Source organism: Ruminiclostridium sufflavum DSM 19573 (genome assembly GCF_003208175.1).
In the GTDB taxonomy this organism is placed as follows: domain Bacteria; phylum Bacillota; class Clostridia; order Acetivibrionales; family DSM-1351; genus Ruminiclostridium; species Ruminiclostridium sufflavum.
Window position 1 is genome coordinate 18,569 of the sequence record NZ_QKMR01000013.1, and the last position, 15,867, is coordinate 34,435.

Sequence of the window (15,867 nt, forward strand, 5' to 3'; positions counted from 1 at the left end):
TTATGAAGTTAGTGCTTATCTCAAGGTTTCTGCTTTCCCATTACAACCAAAATATCATTGACTTCGGATAATTCTTCACAGCTGATGTAACAGCCGTCAGATTTTTTACCGTTCACGACGATATACTTTACTCCCTTTTCTACTCCTTCGACATTTTCAACTTTGATATTGAGCATTTTGCCTCTGAATATTTTATTCATGGAAAAAGCTTCCCACTTTGAAGGAATACAAGGATTTATACTGATTCCTTCATATTGAGGCTGTAACCCTAAAATACCGTTGACCAATGAAACCATAACAGTCGAGGCTGTTCCTGTAAGCCAGTGTACATGGGAACGGCCATGATTCAAGGTATCTATGCTTTCTGTTGCCTGACCGTGTACGTAAGGCTCCAGCTTTCTTATTTCAGCATTGTCATTCATAGACGCAGGATTTATTTCTGTGAAATATTCATACGCTCTGTTCCCGTTTCCCACAATAGTTTCTGCAAGGATGAGCCATCCCTGAGGCTGTGAGAAAATGCCGGCATTTTCCTTTGTGCCTTCATTGAAGAGAACCATTCTTGCCACAGGCATACCGTACTTTTTGAAGGGAGGATAGAACAGCCTTGCTCCATATTTTGTATTAAGCTTGCTGTAAACGCTGTTCAGCACAGCTTTTGCTTTATCTCCTTCTGCGGCTCCGCTTATAACTGACCAGGTCTGAGGATTCAGCCATATATTTGCTTCCGCATTTTCTTTTGCTCCCATAGTATAACCATCCTCAGTAAAGCCGCGTACATATTGGTCCTGCTGCCATGCAAACTGCTCAAACTGTGCACTTAGCCTGTTCAAGTGACTATCTGCCCAAGCTGCATCCTCATTTAATGATTTTTTTACGGCAAACTCCTTGAAAATAGCTAAAGCATAATAAAGCTGGAAAGCGACAAACATTGATTCACCTTTTGGTCCAAGTCTCAAACAGTCATTCCAGTCTGCAAATAAGCCGGCAGGGAAGCCATGATTGCCCTGTCTGTCAAGATTAAACCGGATAGCCTGTCTTAAATGATTATAAACCGTTGCTTCACCTTTATCCGCATATGGAATAACCTCATCAATGAAGCTCCAATCACCGCTCTCCTTTATGTAGGTAATAATCGTAGGGAAAAGCCATAGAGCATCATCGGCTCTATAGTAGGACTGCCCTGTTGCTTTGGCATACTCAGACTCATCAGGTGTTGAAACTTCTCCTGCTTTATGATCAAACTTTACAAGAGGAAGCCCTCCTCCGTTGGAAACCTGTGCGCTCAGCATTAATAATAGTCTTTCTCTTGCAAGCCTGTCATCGAGATGAATGATACCCTGAATATCCTGAACAGTGTCACGGTATCCAAGGCCGTTTCTCAGGCCGCAATACTGAAAAGAGGCTGCTCTTGACCAAAGGAAGGTAATAAAACACTGATATGCATTCCATACATTAACCATATTATCAAGGTTATCATCAGGAGTGTTGACCTGCAGGTTATTCAGACGCGCATGCCATAACTTCTTCAGCGCTTCGAACTGCTTACCGGCAGTAGCATTGACTTTATTTGAGACCTTGTCCCTATATTTTTCTAAAACATTTTTTGCGACAGCTTCATTTCCTGAACCGAGAACAAATAACATTTCTTTTTCTTCGCCGGGCTTTAAGGTAATGTCTATTTGAAGAGCTCCGAAAGAATTGCAGTTATAAGCAGGTGTATTTGAGCATTTGCCGGTTTCAACGGCAATAGGATTGCCATAATTTCTGTAATTGCCGATGAAAGCATCTCTTTCTCCGTCAAATGCAGAAACAGTCTGTCCTGCGACACCGAAAAACCTGCAGGACGGGTCGCCCATTACATCGCAGTGACCGTCAACATCACTTGATGCTTCACTGCCGTTTTCGTTAATTACTTGAAGAATATGGTCACCTTTAAAATATGTTTTACTTATAAATTGTGAGTATTGAAGATTTACTGTGTCGTTTTCATAATGGTCATGATTTGTAAACTCAACCATTCCGTAAACGGATAAGCTCTTTTGTGCATTGCCTGTATTCTTGATTTTAAACTGCCATATCTCGTGGCTTTCATTCAGAGGCACAAAATACAGGGTTTTTGTTTCAAGGTTTCTGTACTTTGAGGATAATTGAGTATAAGCCGTACCATGGCGGCATTCACTTTTGTATTTGTCCAGCGGCTTACAAACAGGCTGCCATGAACCGGACCAGAAATCACCGTCTGAATTATCACGAATATATATATATCTGCCGGGCTGATCATTGGATGATGAATTAAATCTAAATCTGATAATTCTGCCTGAAGCACCGGATTTAACAAAGCTGTAGCCAGTGGCATTATTAGATATAATTGCACCGTAATCAACAGAACCCAGATAATTACACCATGGGGCTGGTGTATCAGGGCGATTAATAACATATTCCTTGGAAAATTCATCAAAATAACCGTAATTCATTTATAAAGCACCTCCAAAACAACTCTTATTTCTAATATATACATTATTTTAATATACTAAGCAATAATACCATATATTTTACTAAAAGTAAGCTATATTTCCGCCGGAGATGTAAAATAGCTTTTTAAGCCGGCTTGCCCTGCAAAGAGGACTCAGGCTCAAATTTAAACAAATAGTCGGAATGCATTGTAAATATGTACAGCATATTGTTTGATTGATAATAACTGACATTTTTTAACCACAAATTCTTACAACCAATTGTATAATATTTAAAAAGTGGTAATATATTGATATATATATTTTAGTTGGAGGAGAAAATAATGATAAATAATAATGAGGAGCATTTAGTTAACAAGGCAGTGTTAATAATAAACTCTATTTTAAGCTTATTTCTTGTTTGCGGTTATACATTAGAGTATTTCAAGGGAACAAAAACAAAGGAGTATATAATTGCATTTGTTCTGGCTGTAATTATTCCAATTACTGTTGCAATCATCTTATATGTTAAAAATTCAGGAAATAGAAAAATAAAGTATATAACAATGGGTGGGTATTTAATAATATATACGATTGCTTTGGTCACAGCTTCTACGAGGCTTGCTTTTGTATATATTTTCCCGATTATAGTAATGTATTTATTATATTTTGACCTGAAGCTTACTGTTTACAGCTATTCATATGTATTTGTCCTGAATATTGCGGTAATGGCGCAGGAAATATTGTTTGATGCTGTGGATGCAAGAAGTGCTACAGATTTAACCATTCAGTTTGCTGCGATATTTTTATTCGGAACAGCGATTACTCTTTCTACTAAGCTATCAAACAAACTATGTTTCGATAAAATTGACAGTATAAAAAAGCAGCAGGAAAAACAGGAGGAAATTCTTTCAAAAATATTAGAAGCCGCTGGTGTTCTGGACAGAAATGCAAGAGAGGTTCAAAGCTTTATGGAAGAATTTAATATTTCAACAGGTCAGGTCAGCAGTGCTATTGATGAAATTTCAAAGGGTGCTCAGAATACCTCCGAGAATATGACACAGCAGTCTGATGCAACAGGGAAAATAAGAGAATTAATTCAAAAAGCCTCTGAGTTATCCGCTCAAATGGGTGATCTGTCTAAGAATTCCACAGAAGATGTAAAGAAAGGACTGGGTATTGTTAACCAGCTTAATGAAAAGGCGCTTATAGTAAATGAGCAAAGTCTGAAGGTTGAAGACCAGATGGCTCAGCTGGAAAATAAGACTTCTGAAATATTAGGAATAACGACGATAATATCAGATATTAGTGCACAAACAAATTTATTGTCTCTGAATGCTTCTATTGAAGCTGCAAGAGCCGGTGAAGCAGGTAAGGGCTTTGCGGTGGTTGCTGATGAAATTCGCCAGCTTGCCGACCAGAGCAAACAATCATCAACAAAAATATACACAATTATCAATGAATTAAATGAAACAGTTAATAATTGCGTGGATCAAATAAGGTGTATGAAGGATGCAAATCAGGAGCAAAATGAGTTTATTGTAAATACAAAGGATATTTACAGCCATATAAGTAATAACACAAATAAACTATCTCATAATGTTGAAGAGATAAATTATAAAATAGAAACTATTGTAGACTCAAACGAGTCAATTATTGAAAGCATTAATAGGATTGCAGCTGTCAGTGAGGAAACTGCGGCAGGCTCACAGCAGGCAAATGCCATGGCGAACACAAATATACATAACTTGGAAAAACTAATGATAAAATTAAATGAAATTATTAAAACAGCAGAGGCAATGAAGGAGTATGCAAAATAGCTAAATACAAACAGGACGAAGGGATATCGGCTATTATGCAGGTATCCCTGTATTTGGGGATTTTAAAGGTCTTTTAGTCCTGTAAGTATTCCATTAATGTGCTGAGCTTGGGAACGACTGTCGCAGGAATATACTCATGTCCAAAATACCGGTGCACAGATATTTCCTTTGAGCATACCATATGATTATAAGCTGCAAACACTGTTGAAGGCGGAACTATATCATCAACCAAGCCTGCGCTTACCCAAGTATGGCATTTAATATCAGGTGCAAGATTCATTATATCAAAATAAGAAAGAGTTTTCTTGGCCTGTATTTCAATTTCAGGTGCGGTATTGCGTCTGAAAAATTCATTGATTTCGTTAAAAGGATTACTCAGTGCTACATCTATTGCCCTTTCAAAGTTTGAGAGAAACGGATAATCAGCAACAGCTACTGCCGGAATATCACTGAGTGCGGCTGATGCAAGAGTAAGGCCTCCGCCTTGACTTCCTCCGTGCACACCGATTTTTTCGGCATCCACATTATCAAATGACGCAAGTATTTCCAGTGCTCTGACCGCATCCAGATAAACTGCCCTGTAATAGTATTCCTTTGGATTGAGGATGCCCTTAGTCATCCAGCCTGCAGGGGAACCTGCCGAGGAAATAACATTGTCAGAGCTGTAACCCTGCTGTCCGCGTGTAAGCATCTGAAAGGCAGCATATCCGTGTAAAGCCCAGTTTACAGTGTCGCCGATATTGCCGTCAAAGCACCAGTTATAGCCGTGAAATAACATTAGCCCGGGGTATTTTCCCGGCTTATCAGGAATCGCAAAGTAGCCTTGTATATTGGAATTGTTAAATCCGGTAAAATTGACCGAAAAGACCTTTACGCCCTTAACAGGAAAATTTATCGGTGTTAAGGTATAATGAAGAGGTACAGCGGATAATTCTTTTAAGGACATACTCCAAAATTCATTGAAATCATGCTCTCTTGTAAGCTCCGGCTTATACTTTTTCAGTTGTTCAAGAGGCAAATCATAGGGCTGAAGCATTTGAAAAATCCTCCTTAGGTTTAATATACTTAATATCAGCTTGCCATTTTTTTGTATGTTTAAGCAGTGTTGATAAAAGTAATTATATTATAACCCCTGCAGATTATATAAAACAAGATTTTACTATTTTAAAACGGGTGGGAGCAGACTTGACTAAAGGAGTTTTTATTATTGTAATTTAACTAAAAATTTAATAAGATTATATTACAATATAGAGGAGGCACTAAAATTGATAAAAAGGTTTATTAAAAAAATATCAGCAATCCTGTTAATAACCGGATTGCTTTGCGGTTGCAATAATCTTCAAAAGGAAGCTTTTCCGGCAAAACAATCTGCCATGAGTACATTAAGTCAGCAGACTCTGGGACTAGGGGCAATTTATGACAGCTCAGCTACAGTTGATGAAAATATTAAGAATTATTTGGAGCAAATGACTCCGGGAGAAAAAGTGGGACAAATGCTTCAGGTAGAGAGAAGAACAATTTCTATTGAAGATATAAAAAAGTATTATATTGGCTCAATATTTGCGGCAGGAGGGTCTACCCCCGATGAAAATACCATGGGCGAGTGGCGTAAGATGATTGAAAGATATAAAGAGGCAGCTAAGGAAACTAAACTGGGTATTCCGCTTATTTATGCTGTTGATGCCGTACATGGAAATAATAACATGGAGGATACTGTTATTTACCCCCATAACATAGGGCTGGGAGCAAGCCGGGATGCCGAGCTTATAAAGAAAATAGCAGTTGATAATGCCAAGGAGTTAGCTGCCGCAGGTGTTGATTGGACCTTTTCGCCTACTGTTGCTGTCAGTAATGATATAAGATGGGGCAGGACATACGAATGCTTCAGCGAGAATTCTGATTTGGTAAGTATAATGTCAATTCCTTATATAACTGCATTGCAGGAAAATGGCATAATAGCATGTGCAAAGCATTATGTGGCTGATGGGGCTGTTGAGTTCGGAACAGGTGACAGCAGTTATTTAATGGATCAGGGGGATGCCAGAATAAGCCAGAAGGAATTAAATGATTACTATATATCGGTATACAGGGAAGCTGTTAATGCCGGAGTAAAAAGCATTATGGTATCCTACAGCAGTATAAACGGTGAAAAAAATCACAGTAACAGAAATCTTTTGCAAAATGTTTTAAAAGACGATATAGGCTTTAAGGGAATAGTTATAAGTGACTATAACGGAATACATCAGCTGGACGGAGATACTATATACAGCAGGGTTGTTGAGGCGGTAAACGCGGGTGTGGATGTTCTTATGGAAGATTTGTCATGGAAGGAATGCTACGAGGCCTTGATTAAAGCTATAGAGAACAGAGAGATAGCAATGGAGCGTATAAATGATGCTGTTGCACGAGTTCTAAGGGTTAAGATGGAAATGGGCAAATTTGAAGGTAAGAATACTACAGAACAGGCTTTTATACTCAGAAATTATAAAAGCAAGCAAATTGCGGAGGAAGCGGTCAGGAAATCTCTAGTCCTGCTCAAAAATGAAAATAAGGTATTGCCCTTGGATAAAAGTAAAAAGATAGCAGTAATAGGGCCTGCGGCAGATAATATTGGCGTACAGTGCGGAGGATGGACTAAAACATGGCAGGGTGGTCAGGATGATATTAATAAAGGCCGTTGGATGAGTGGTACGACAATTTTAGATGGCTTTAAAGAAATTGCTAGTCAAAGTGGGGGCACTATTATTACCGAGCCGGATAAATTAAAGGATGCGGATGTTATCGTGTCTGTAATAGGAGAGTATCCATATGCCGAGGGAAAGGGAGACGATGAGAGCCTTAGTCTGGAAAGGGGAACTGTATTGGAGGAAAATGCCGCTGCACTGAAAATTGCATATGAAGCAAAAAAACCGCTTGTTGTTATTCTCGTATCAGGAAGACCAAGAATAATAACTGATGAGATAGATAAGTGGGATGGCTTTGTGGAAGCATGGCTTCCGGGCACAGAGGGAGGAGAGATCGCAAAGGTGCTGTATGACGATTATGAATTTGAAGCCAGACTTCCTGTAACCTGGCCAAGAAATTACAAGCAGCTTCCAATGACGATAAATAATCAGTCTGATGGTTATGAGGCATTGTTTCCTTACGGATATGGTTTAAGCATTAAAAAGTAGGAAAAGTCAATTACGGGATTGGCTTTAGTTATCCACAGCAGTTTAAAGTGCAATATTACTTTATTAACAGACTTATGCACATTATGCACAGACCGATTTGCACACAATACTAACATTGACATAATGCGTAAACACTTGATTTACAGCTTGTTCAGAAATCAGTACATGATTTTCTTCACATATCCACACAGGGAATAAAACAGAAATTTATAAGTTATCAACAGAAAGAAGGCAAGGATTATTAAGATCCCCGCCTTCTGTTGAATTATTTTTTATAGTTCATCATCATTTTCTTCATCCTCGAGTAATGCTGTATCCGGCGATAGTTTTTTCTCAGCATCTTCAATTTTTTCCATATACTCATCAATAATATCCACAGCTTCGGATTTACTGAGAGCTTCAAAATTAATTTCGCTGATATCTTCAGCCAACTGATCTGCAAGTTCCTTAATATATTCAATTTGCTGAGGAGTAGCTACCTCAATCATTGATTTAATGTGATGTTCACATTTTTTGTTAGTACAGCTTCCATTAATTTTTAAAGAACCACATTTACAAAATTCCATAAACAATATCACCCCGCAATTATCGCATTAGTTAAATTATTATTTAAGTAGGTTTTTGGCGGCTGAAACCTATCAGCAAATAATAAACAGATATTATATATAATAATACGTGCTAATGATTTCATTGTAAATATATAATTTCTATTTTTTTATATTTTACTATAGTTAAGTATAGGTTCACAGCTTTTGCCATTATCAGATTTATGGGTTTTCCCTCAGTCCTTAGTCACAGTAACATCTTCTTATGATATTAAACAGATTATTATTGTATATAAGCCGTAATAGCTGACTAAAGTCAAGTATGGTTTCAAGCCTTCGCGGCGATATTAACGTTTTAGGCTGATATCGTTTTAAGGCTGGCTTTTAATAAGGAATAAATCAATTAAATACAAATAATACAATATATTTAATATATCCCGGACTTATTCATTTTATTTTTTTATTGTGCGCTCCAAAAGGCCACCTGCAGACTTATAAATTATAAGCGTAATAAAGGAATTTATTCCTGCCTTCATAATGTTAAAAGGTAATATTGCAGGAACGATAAGCTGCTTAACAGTTTCTATGGGCATATCATAAAATATTGGGTCAATAATTAAATTAAGTACTATCATTATCGCTGTCATTGAGAGGCTTCCCAGAACTAAACCTGTAACAGCCCATTTTAATGTTTTCTTTTTGAAATATATGCCTGATGCTATGCCGACCAGAGCTGATGTGGCGAAAATGTGCATGAAGCATCCTACCCATCCGCTGGCGCTGCTAACTGTCATAGCCTGAATGACTGAGGTTACTGCAGTCAAAAGAATCCCTGAAAGGGGACCAAAAATAAAGCTGCCTATCAGTATCGGAATGTCCCCGGCATCGTATTCCAGAAAGGGCGCCGCGGGAAAGGGAAATCTCAGAGGTGAAACAATGAGAATAATTGAGATTGCAATTAAAATTCCCATTGTTGTAAGCTTTTTGGTACTGTTTTTATTCATACAAAAACCTCCTTAAGGTTGTAAAATAAATGTGCTTATATAAATGAAAGAAGTTCTTTAATATCGTCGGCTGATAGTCTGGTTTCAACTGTTATTGAGCAAAGTTACACAATAAAAAGCCCTGTGGTAAAATAAATCCACAGGGCAACGATAACTCAGTTTAATCGTCAATCTTCTTTCATCCAGACTGTACTGTCGGCCACGGAATCTCACCATGTCTGCTTTCGCTCGCGGGCTAATGCATATAATATGCACATTACCGCCGGTAGGGAATTGCACCCTGCCCCGAAGATACGTAATTTTAAGCACTATATAATAGCGAAATAATAACATAAAAGCAGCTGAAAGTCAATTAATATCGGCGGAGGCTGATTCCGATATTTTGTCCGAGCTGTAATTGGCTTCACTAAGTGAAGATATTTTAAGCAAGTACAAAAATAGATTGATTATTTTGGAAATACCTATTGAGATTCAGCGCTTGGTTGGAAAATAGTGATTATAATTTTAATTTGTACTGTTAGAGCAAAGATATGTGTGTTAAAATTGGGTATGTAATAACAGTATTTTTGGCAATCAAGCAATGACCATACACTTTTTCCTTACTATTTGTGTCGCCGGTGGTATCGGCGAAATGGAGGTTAACTTGAAAAGCTCGAAAGCAGAATTTGTACAAATATAGTGTGTTTTTGAGCAGTGAAGCAGCTATGAGAGAACTTGCATAACCCTGTTTTGCAGGGCTCTCCACAGTTGCTTTCATAATTTTTTGTGCCTTGAGCACAGCGAAAGGAAGGATAGTTAATATGAAGGTAAGAAAGGCAATAATACCAGCCGCAGGGCTTGGGACCAGATTTCTGCCTGCTACAAAGGCTCAGCCCAAGGAAATGATTCCAATTGTGGATAAGCCTACAATACAGTACATTGTTGAAGAGGCCGCTAATGCAGGCATTGAGGACATACTTATAATTTCAGGAAGAAATAAAAGAGCTATCGAGGATCATTTCGATAAATCGTATGAACTTGAAGAAGAACTACATAGAAAAGGAAAACAGGATCTTTTAAGTGAGGTTCAGGGAATATCAAATATTGCAAATATCCATTATATCAGGCAGAAGGAAGCGAAGGGGCTAGGACATGCCATATATTGCGCCAAGTCCTTTATTGGAGATGAGCCTTTTGCAGTAATGCTCGGAGATGATATCGTTGACTCACAAAAGCCATGTATTAAGCAGCTTATGGATGTTTACAACGAATATAAAACAACTATCTTGGGGGTTCAAAAGGTACCTCTTCAGGATGTTACAAAGTATGGTATTATAGCAGGAAATCAGATTGACGAGAGGGTGTACAAGGTAAAGGGGCTTGTTGAAAAGCCGGAGGTAGAGCAGGCACCTTCTAATATTGCGATATTAGGAAGATACATTATTTCACCTCGGATATTTGAATTTCTCGAGTCGGCAGTGCCGGGCAAAAATGGTGAAATATGGCTGACAGATGCACTCGAAAAATTAATGGCAAAAGAAGCTATGTATGCTTTTGACTTCGAAGGCGACAGATATGATGTAGGCGACAGGATAGGCTTTTTGAAGGCAACAGTAGAATTTTCCCTGAAGAGAGAGGACTTGAAAAGTGAATTTGCAGCATTCCTTAAAAATAAAATAGAACAATTGCCTTAATGTATGATTATTGCAAAAGCAAAGCCGGTTAGGAAGTTTTATATGGTTCCTCTAAAGCAGACAGTGTAGATACACGAGACTACTTTGGAGGAATTATTTTATTTCTTGAAGCTCCGGATATTCCTATAAAAAAATACGCCGGCAATGCCGGCGCGGAATAAAAATGAATTCAATGTAGTTTATATAAACAACTGAGGTTGAGAACTTGCTTTTCCATATTTATAAAAAGGAAACCTTGGTGAGACTCTGTGAAGCAGAGTCTCACTGTTTTTTATATCATCTAATTAAAAGAGTTAAATTGATATGTAACGGTATTTCCTTTTGTTTTAACTGTAACAAATTTCGCGGCACTTGTATTTTTATCACTGAAACCTGGACTATCAAAGCCGGCAGTAGAGATATACTTTATTCCGTTCTGCATATGGCTGGCATTTGTTGTACCATAGTAGAATACCCAAACATTCTTGTCAGGATTCTGCTTTTTATAGCTTGCAAGTGTTTCCTTCAAAAGAGCCCCTTCGCTGGCATCGCTGAAGCTGTCAGGGCTTATGGCAAGGAATATAAACAAGTTATTGCCCGTAAAGGAGCTTATCTGGTTTTTGAACCAGAACCATTGATTTGAATCGGTGAGTCTCATGCTGTTTCCCTTAAAGGTTTTGAGCTGTACAAGTCTGTTGCCGTTTTTATCTATTGCTTTATAGCCTGATGTAGTTGATACAAATGGTACTTTAGTGTTTACAGAAAGAGTATCAGCCTTGCCCACAACTGCTGAGGCGCCGAAATTATTTTTTATTTTATTTGCGAGAGAAGTAAGCAGGGTTACTTGTGTTTTGTTTTTCTCTGCATTGTAGATTTGTGACTGTCCAAATACCGAAAAAGTGAAAGAATCTGAGCCTGCTACGGTACGATTTTTATATTCAGGGTCAGCAGGAACAGTGCTGGTTGTTGCTTTTGTTGCAGCAACAGCGGGATATCCGGAATAATACATTGTCAGGTCATCAAAATAGAGTGTGCCGGATGCTTTTGTTTTTGTTGCTTCAACAGCATAAACTTTTGTAATCTTACTTGGAGTGCCAATATCCTCAAGAGAGACCTCGAGATATTTCCACCCTGTCCAGGTTATGCCTTTTGAGAAATATTTATAATAGACATTTCCCTTTTTATCATATACCATTGCACCAATCCAGACCGGTTTTTTAGCGGAACTGTAAACCCACAGCCCCAGCTTTGAAGTAGTGGAATCCAGAGCATAGCCTCCATTAGGGAGGTTTATATAAGCAGCTCTGCTATTCTGGACATCCTTGGTAAAGTCGTAAGTAAGCTTTGCTGAATAGGGTGCTGATTTATAAGAATTTGATGCTTTTGAGTATGTCGCTGTTACAGATCGTGAGGAAAGGTCAAGCTTCATGCTGTCGGATTTAAAATCCTCAATAACCTTTTTCTCACCGGGCTGGGCTATTGATACAGGACAATACGCCGAAACCCCGGCAAGTGCGGCAGAAACATAACCTGTTCCCTTTTCAGCCGCAGTAAAAACATTGGAATCAACGGTTCCTACTTTTCCGGTTACACCCCACTTAATATGAGAAGGATGAATACTGGAGCTAAATCCGTATTTATCAGTTCCCTTAACGGCAAAGGTGGTTGTTTTGCCCGCTTGGGTATTTAATTTAGAGACATTCAGGTCTAATTTAACAGGATTGCTTAGTACATTAATTTTGCAGGTTCCGACAACTGTCTCACCCAAAGTGGCTGTTACAACAGCTTCTCCGGTAGAAGTAGGGAATAGGGTGTTCCCCTTAAAGGTGCCGGTGACCCCTGATACTGACCACTTAATATCATCGGAATTGATATCCACAGGATTCAAATATTTATCAACACCTTTTACAGTGAAGGCCCGGGAGGTATTGACAAAAACATTATTTTCATATGCGGTGACAAGAAGAGAATCTACAGGCCCCTTGGGTGCTATAGAGAAAATACCCAGAGAAGCTGAAACTCCTCTTTCAAACCCGTCCGAAGGGTCATTGATTGTGCTTAGGCTGGTTGTTCCGGCTGTTCTTGCAACCATGGTTGTAGAACCGCCTCCATCAAAGTTTATTGCGTAAGCGCAACCAAGCTCTTTCATATAAGAGGCTAATTCTGCTTGAGTCATTCCTATACTTGTATTTGTACGGCCATCAACAGCAACGACTAAGAGAGTTTTGCCATCGGCAGTAGTGCCTGCGGCAGTTCTTGGCGCTCTTGTTCCGGCAGATGTAGATAAATGAGTGAAATTTGTGACAACATTACCGTCTTTAACCAGAAGGGTGCCTCCTGTAAGAGCCATCTTCATATTATCGGAATCTATATTCAATGTCACATCAAAATCAACGGGATCGCCAATTTTGAAGTTGTCGGTAAGAATCTTCTGCTGACCGAAGGTAGCCATGACAACGTACCCGTCTTTAGGTATGTCTGTTCCCGGCATGTTTTCGCGGAATTCTTTAACAACTCCGTTTTCGACAACCATTTCCATCCATTCGGGGTATGTAGATGTGACACCTGGGGTTTTTTGACCCCACTTGGAATCTACTATGTACATGTTCATATTATAATAACCGGTGTATCTGTTATATGCAGCAATTGCTTTCCGCTCTCCGCTCGGCGTTATTAGTTCGACTTTTGTATTCCAATATGTAAATAAGGCATTGTTCATATCATCCAGAGAAAAGGTTGCTAAATCTGTATTGTTTTTTGTCATTGCCACATCGAATTCACCTGAAGACATAACAGGACCGTATGCATCTCCCGAACTCATATCGAAGAAGCTTCCGTTGACGGCTGCTAGCGCTCCGCTGGCGTTAGCCAGATTTTTAACAGTGGATATCTTGGTAATATTAGTCTTATTGATAAGACTATCCACCTTAACATTTTCATTTGACAAATCTACTCTGAGCACATTGGATTTTATCCATCCGCTGGTAGTAAAGCGGTTATACTTCTCCAAAACCACTCCGGAGGTTATATTCTGCTTTTCTACTGTTTGGTTTATAACCTGCGGTGCGGCAATAGCAGCAGTATTCAAGGATGTCATTAACACAGCCGACAACAATATAAGTGCCAGACTTTTTCTTATGTATTTTTTCATTTAAAAATTACCCCCAACAATATGATTTTAGTAGATCATAAGCAGCTGGTCTACAATTGTAAGTATCTGTAATGCAAAAAAATAAAATTATTAGCCATAAATAATAAACTCATATTTATTCATGCCATCCATCAATCTCAGAGCGTTTGATTGCGCCAAAAAGATTGCTCTTTATATCGCTCTTTTCCTTTTGAAGTTCATGAATCAAATCCTTGATGTACTGGCGTTTTGTGTTTCCATCAAATTTACATGGACTTTTTACAATGGGAAGCTGTCCGGATTTCACAATATCCTTAATTTCACTTTCTTCAGTGTAAATAAGAGGTCTGATTAGGTATAAATCTTTTTTGCTAAGATAGGTTACAGGAGAAAATGTATGTATCCTGCCTTCATAAAAGGTGCTAAGCAATAAAGTTTCAATTGCATCATCTCTATGATGCCCAAGGGCTACCTTATTGCAGCCCAGCCTCTTTGCAGAATTATGTAAAGCGCCTCTCCTAAGATTTGCACACATCGAGCAAGGGTTATGCTCCTGCCGTATTTCAAAAACAATTTTGCCGATTATTGTTTCTTCAATAGTGTAATTAATGCCTATCTGGCGGAAGTATTCCGCAATTGGAGTAAAGTCCTCATTTCCGATACCCATGGTAAGGCTGATTGCTTCAAGCTCAAACTTTTTCGGGAAAAATCTCTGCAGCTGCTGCAAGGCAATAAGCAAAGTCATGCTGTCTTTTCCGCCGCTGACACCTACTGCAATTTTGTCACCTTCTTCTATCATGTTATAGTCTTGAATGGCTCTTCTTACCTGCCCTATAATACGCTGTATATTCATCACTCCTTTCAAAAGCCGAGCCAGAAAATTGATGCCTGCTGTATAAATTGTACAATCCGGATATCCGAATATATTAAAACAAAATATTATAATTAAAATATAGCTTTTTTTTATTATAGAAAAACTGCAATAATGTATCAAGTCATATAAGATTTCAATTGTGTTACATATACATGGCAAAAATGAAATGTAAGAAAATGGGAGTTGGTTTCTCTACGTTTCGGCAGTGCTGCTGAAATTGTTGAGAGGATGCTTTAGCTGATAGTTGAGTCTAGTAATAAATGGATGAAAATCAAAGAATTATAAAGAAATTTAAAGATAAATTTAAAATTAAATACAAAATAAAGATTGCTAATATATTAAGGCTATAGTACAATACATTTGCACTTGCGGTTTCTAGGCTCAAAGGAGTACAATTATTGAAGAATAGCAAGTAATATCTTAACGGGGTGTAGCGCAATTGGCAGCGCGCTTGGTTTGGGACCAAGATGCTGGAGGTTCAAGTCCTCTCACTCCGACCAGATTTGTCCAAAAAGCCTGATTTTATCAGGCTTTTTGGTATTTAAACGAGAAAAAGAACACTGGATTTGAAGTGAAATTTTCAAATCCGGTGTTCTTTTGAATTTTGTACGAAAATAAGGAGAATTATTTCTGCTTCCGGTAATTATAGAAGGCAAGTATTCTGTCTGATAGGATATGGGCTACGATAAAAAAATTTGATACATCTTACCTAATATTATATAATATATGACAGTTGAATAAAGCTCTTTGATGGAGTAAATAAATGAGAAATTTTTTAAAAGCGTTAGGATTGAGTGTCCTTGAAGCTATAATTACAATTGTCATATTGGCAGCCATAGTGAGATTGAAGCTTCCTATGACGGGAATTTATATTGTTTTTGGTATTACCGCCGTTTTATTTCCTCTGATATTGCTTTTGCTTTACAGAAGATTTTGCGATCGGGAAACTTTGATTGTTGTACCGGTGAGCCTGATTCTTTCAGCGATTTATTCTCTTGGTGTTTCCCTATACAGCTATTATGGCAGCAGCAGCTTTTCCAATATGTTTCAAGGCTTAATGTACTTTATATACTTTTTGCCATCAGTTGTTTATTGCGGAGTTTGTTGGGTAATATTTGCCATAATGGCAAGAATATCAAGAGGCGTTCGAAGATAGGCGAATTTTGGTTGGAAAATTCAAGCAATAGACCTATGGCGGCAAGACGATGAAAATCGT

At 38.2% G+C, this 15,867-nt stretch carries 10 protein-coding genes, 1 tRNA gene and 1 riboswitch; of the genes, 5 read left to right on the top strand and 6 right to left on the bottom strand.

The features are described 5' to 3' along the window. Positions 1–20: 20 nt before the first annotated feature. A complete protein-coding gene (locus LY28_RS11290; protein ID WP_110462304.1) occupies positions 21–2,477 on the bottom strand; it encodes a glycoside hydrolase family 94 protein in 2,457 nt (818 codons plus the stop codon). A 320-nt stretch (positions 2,478–2,797) separates the two neighbouring features. Between LY28_RS11290 and LY28_RS11295 the strand changes: the two genes are divergently transcribed. Beyond that, the gene (locus LY28_RS11295) at positions 2,798–4,273 is read left to right on the top strand and encodes a methyl-accepting chemotaxis protein (RefSeq protein WP_110462305.1); all 1,476 of its coding nucleotides are present in this window, start codon (positions 2,798–2,800) and stop codon (positions 4,271–4,273) included. A gap of 73 nt (positions 4,274–4,346) precedes the next feature. Here the strand turns inward: LY28_RS11295 and LY28_RS11300 are convergent, their stop codons facing one another. Next, positions 4,347–5,309 (bottom strand): acetylxylan esterase, encoded by a 963-nt coding sequence (locus tag LY28_RS11300; RefSeq protein ID WP_110462306.1) that lies wholly within the window; start codon positions 5,307–5,309, stop codon positions 4,347–4,349. Between the two features lie 229 nt (positions 5,310–5,538). Here LY28_RS11300 and LY28_RS11305 point away from each other — a divergent pair, with 229 nt between their 5' ends. Beyond that, positions 5,539–7,446 carry a glycoside hydrolase family 3 protein gene (locus tag LY28_RS11305; RefSeq protein WP_242981242.1) on the top strand — a complete coding sequence of 636 codons (1,908 nt, stop codon included), beginning with the start codon at positions 5,539–5,541 and terminating at the stop codon, positions 7,444–7,446. A gap of 272 nt (positions 7,447–7,718) precedes the next feature. Here the strand turns inward: LY28_RS11305 and LY28_RS11310 are convergent, their stop codons facing one another. After that, positions 7,719–8,012: a hypothetical protein gene (locus LY28_RS11310; RefSeq protein ID WP_110462307.1), complete on the bottom strand. Its 294-nt coding sequence runs from the start codon at positions 8,010–8,012 to the stop codon at positions 7,719–7,721. A gap of 431 nt (positions 8,013–8,443) precedes the next feature. Further along, complete coding sequence (locus LY28_RS11315) at positions 8,444–8,995, bottom strand: ECF transporter S component (protein WP_110462308.1); 552 nt, start codon at positions 8,993–8,995, stop codon at positions 8,444–8,446. A gap of 166 nt (positions 8,996–9,161) precedes the next feature. Beyond that, positions 9,162–9,292, bottom strand: a riboswitch (FMN riboswitch). Positions 9,293–9,795: 503 nt separating this feature from the next. On the opposite strand from LY28_RS11315, the gene galU reads away from it, so the two are divergent. Then, the gene (gene galU, locus LY28_RS11320) at positions 9,796–10,668 is read left to right on the top strand and encodes a UTP--glucose-1-phosphate uridylyltransferase GalU (protein WP_110462309.1); all 873 of its coding nucleotides are present in this window, start codon (positions 9,796–9,798) and stop codon (positions 10,666–10,668) included. A gap of 280 nt (positions 10,669–10,948) precedes the next feature. Here the strand turns inward: galU and LY28_RS11325 are convergent, their stop codons facing one another. Together LY28_RS11325 and LY28_RS11330 are read right to left on the bottom strand one after the other, a co-directional pair. Further along, positions 10,949–13,798, bottom strand: coding sequence for a phosphodiester glycosidase family protein (locus LY28_RS11325; protein WP_110462310.1), 2,850 nt, complete (start codon positions 13,796–13,798; stop codon positions 10,949–10,951). 115 nt (positions 13,799–13,913) lie between these two features. Continuing rightward, positions 13,914–14,633 (bottom strand): tRNA 2-thiocytidine biosynthesis TtcA family protein, encoded by a 720-nt coding sequence (locus tag LY28_RS11330; RefSeq protein ID WP_110462394.1) that lies wholly within the window; start codon positions 14,631–14,633, stop codon positions 13,914–13,916. A gap of 442 nt (positions 14,634–15,075) precedes the next feature. Here LY28_RS11330 and LY28_RS11335 point away from each other — a divergent pair. Together LY28_RS11335 and LY28_RS11340 are read left to right on the top strand one after the other, a co-directional pair. Further along, positions 15,076–15,151: transfer RNA gene (locus tag LY28_RS11335), tRNA-Pro, on the top strand. Positions 15,152–15,414: 263 nt separating this feature from the next. Further along, a complete protein-coding gene (locus LY28_RS11340) occupies positions 15,415–15,807 on the top strand; it encodes a hypothetical protein (protein WP_110462311.1) in 393 nt (130 codons plus the stop codon). Positions 15,808–15,867: the final 60 nt, after the last annotated feature.

What these genes read in the sequence shown, in the direction of transcription:
- LY28_RS11290 (WP_110462304.1), bottom strand. Translation starts at nt 2,477, where the DNA reads ATGAATTACGGTTATTTTGATGAATTTTCCAAGGAATATGTTATTAAT.
- LY28_RS11295 (WP_110462305.1), top strand. Translation starts at nt 2,798, where the DNA reads ATGATAAATAATAATGAGGAGCATTTAGTTAACAAGGCAGTGTTAATA.
- LY28_RS11300 (WP_110462306.1), bottom strand. Translation starts at nt 5,309, where the DNA reads ATGCTTCAGCCCTATGATTTGCCTCTTGAACAACTGAAAAAGTATAAG.
- LY28_RS11310 (WP_110462307.1), bottom strand. Translation starts at nt 8,012, where the DNA reads ATGGAATTTTGTAAATGTGGTTCTTTAAAAATTAATGGAAGCTGTACT.
- LY28_RS11315 (WP_110462308.1), bottom strand. Translation starts at nt 8,995, where the DNA reads ATGAATAAAAACAGTACCAAAAAGCTTACAACAATGGGAATTTTAATT.
- galU (WP_110462309.1), top strand. Translation starts at nt 9,796, where the DNA reads ATGAAGGTAAGAAAGGCAATAATACCAGCCGCAGGGCTTGGGACCAGA.
- LY28_RS11325 (WP_110462310.1), bottom strand. Translation starts at nt 13,798, where the DNA reads ATGAAAAAATACATAAGAAAAAGTCTGGCACTTATATTGTTGTCGGCT.
- LY28_RS11340 (WP_110462311.1), top strand. Translation starts at nt 15,415, where the DNA reads ATGAGAAATTTTTTAAAAGCGTTAGGATTGAGTGTCCTTGAAGCTATA.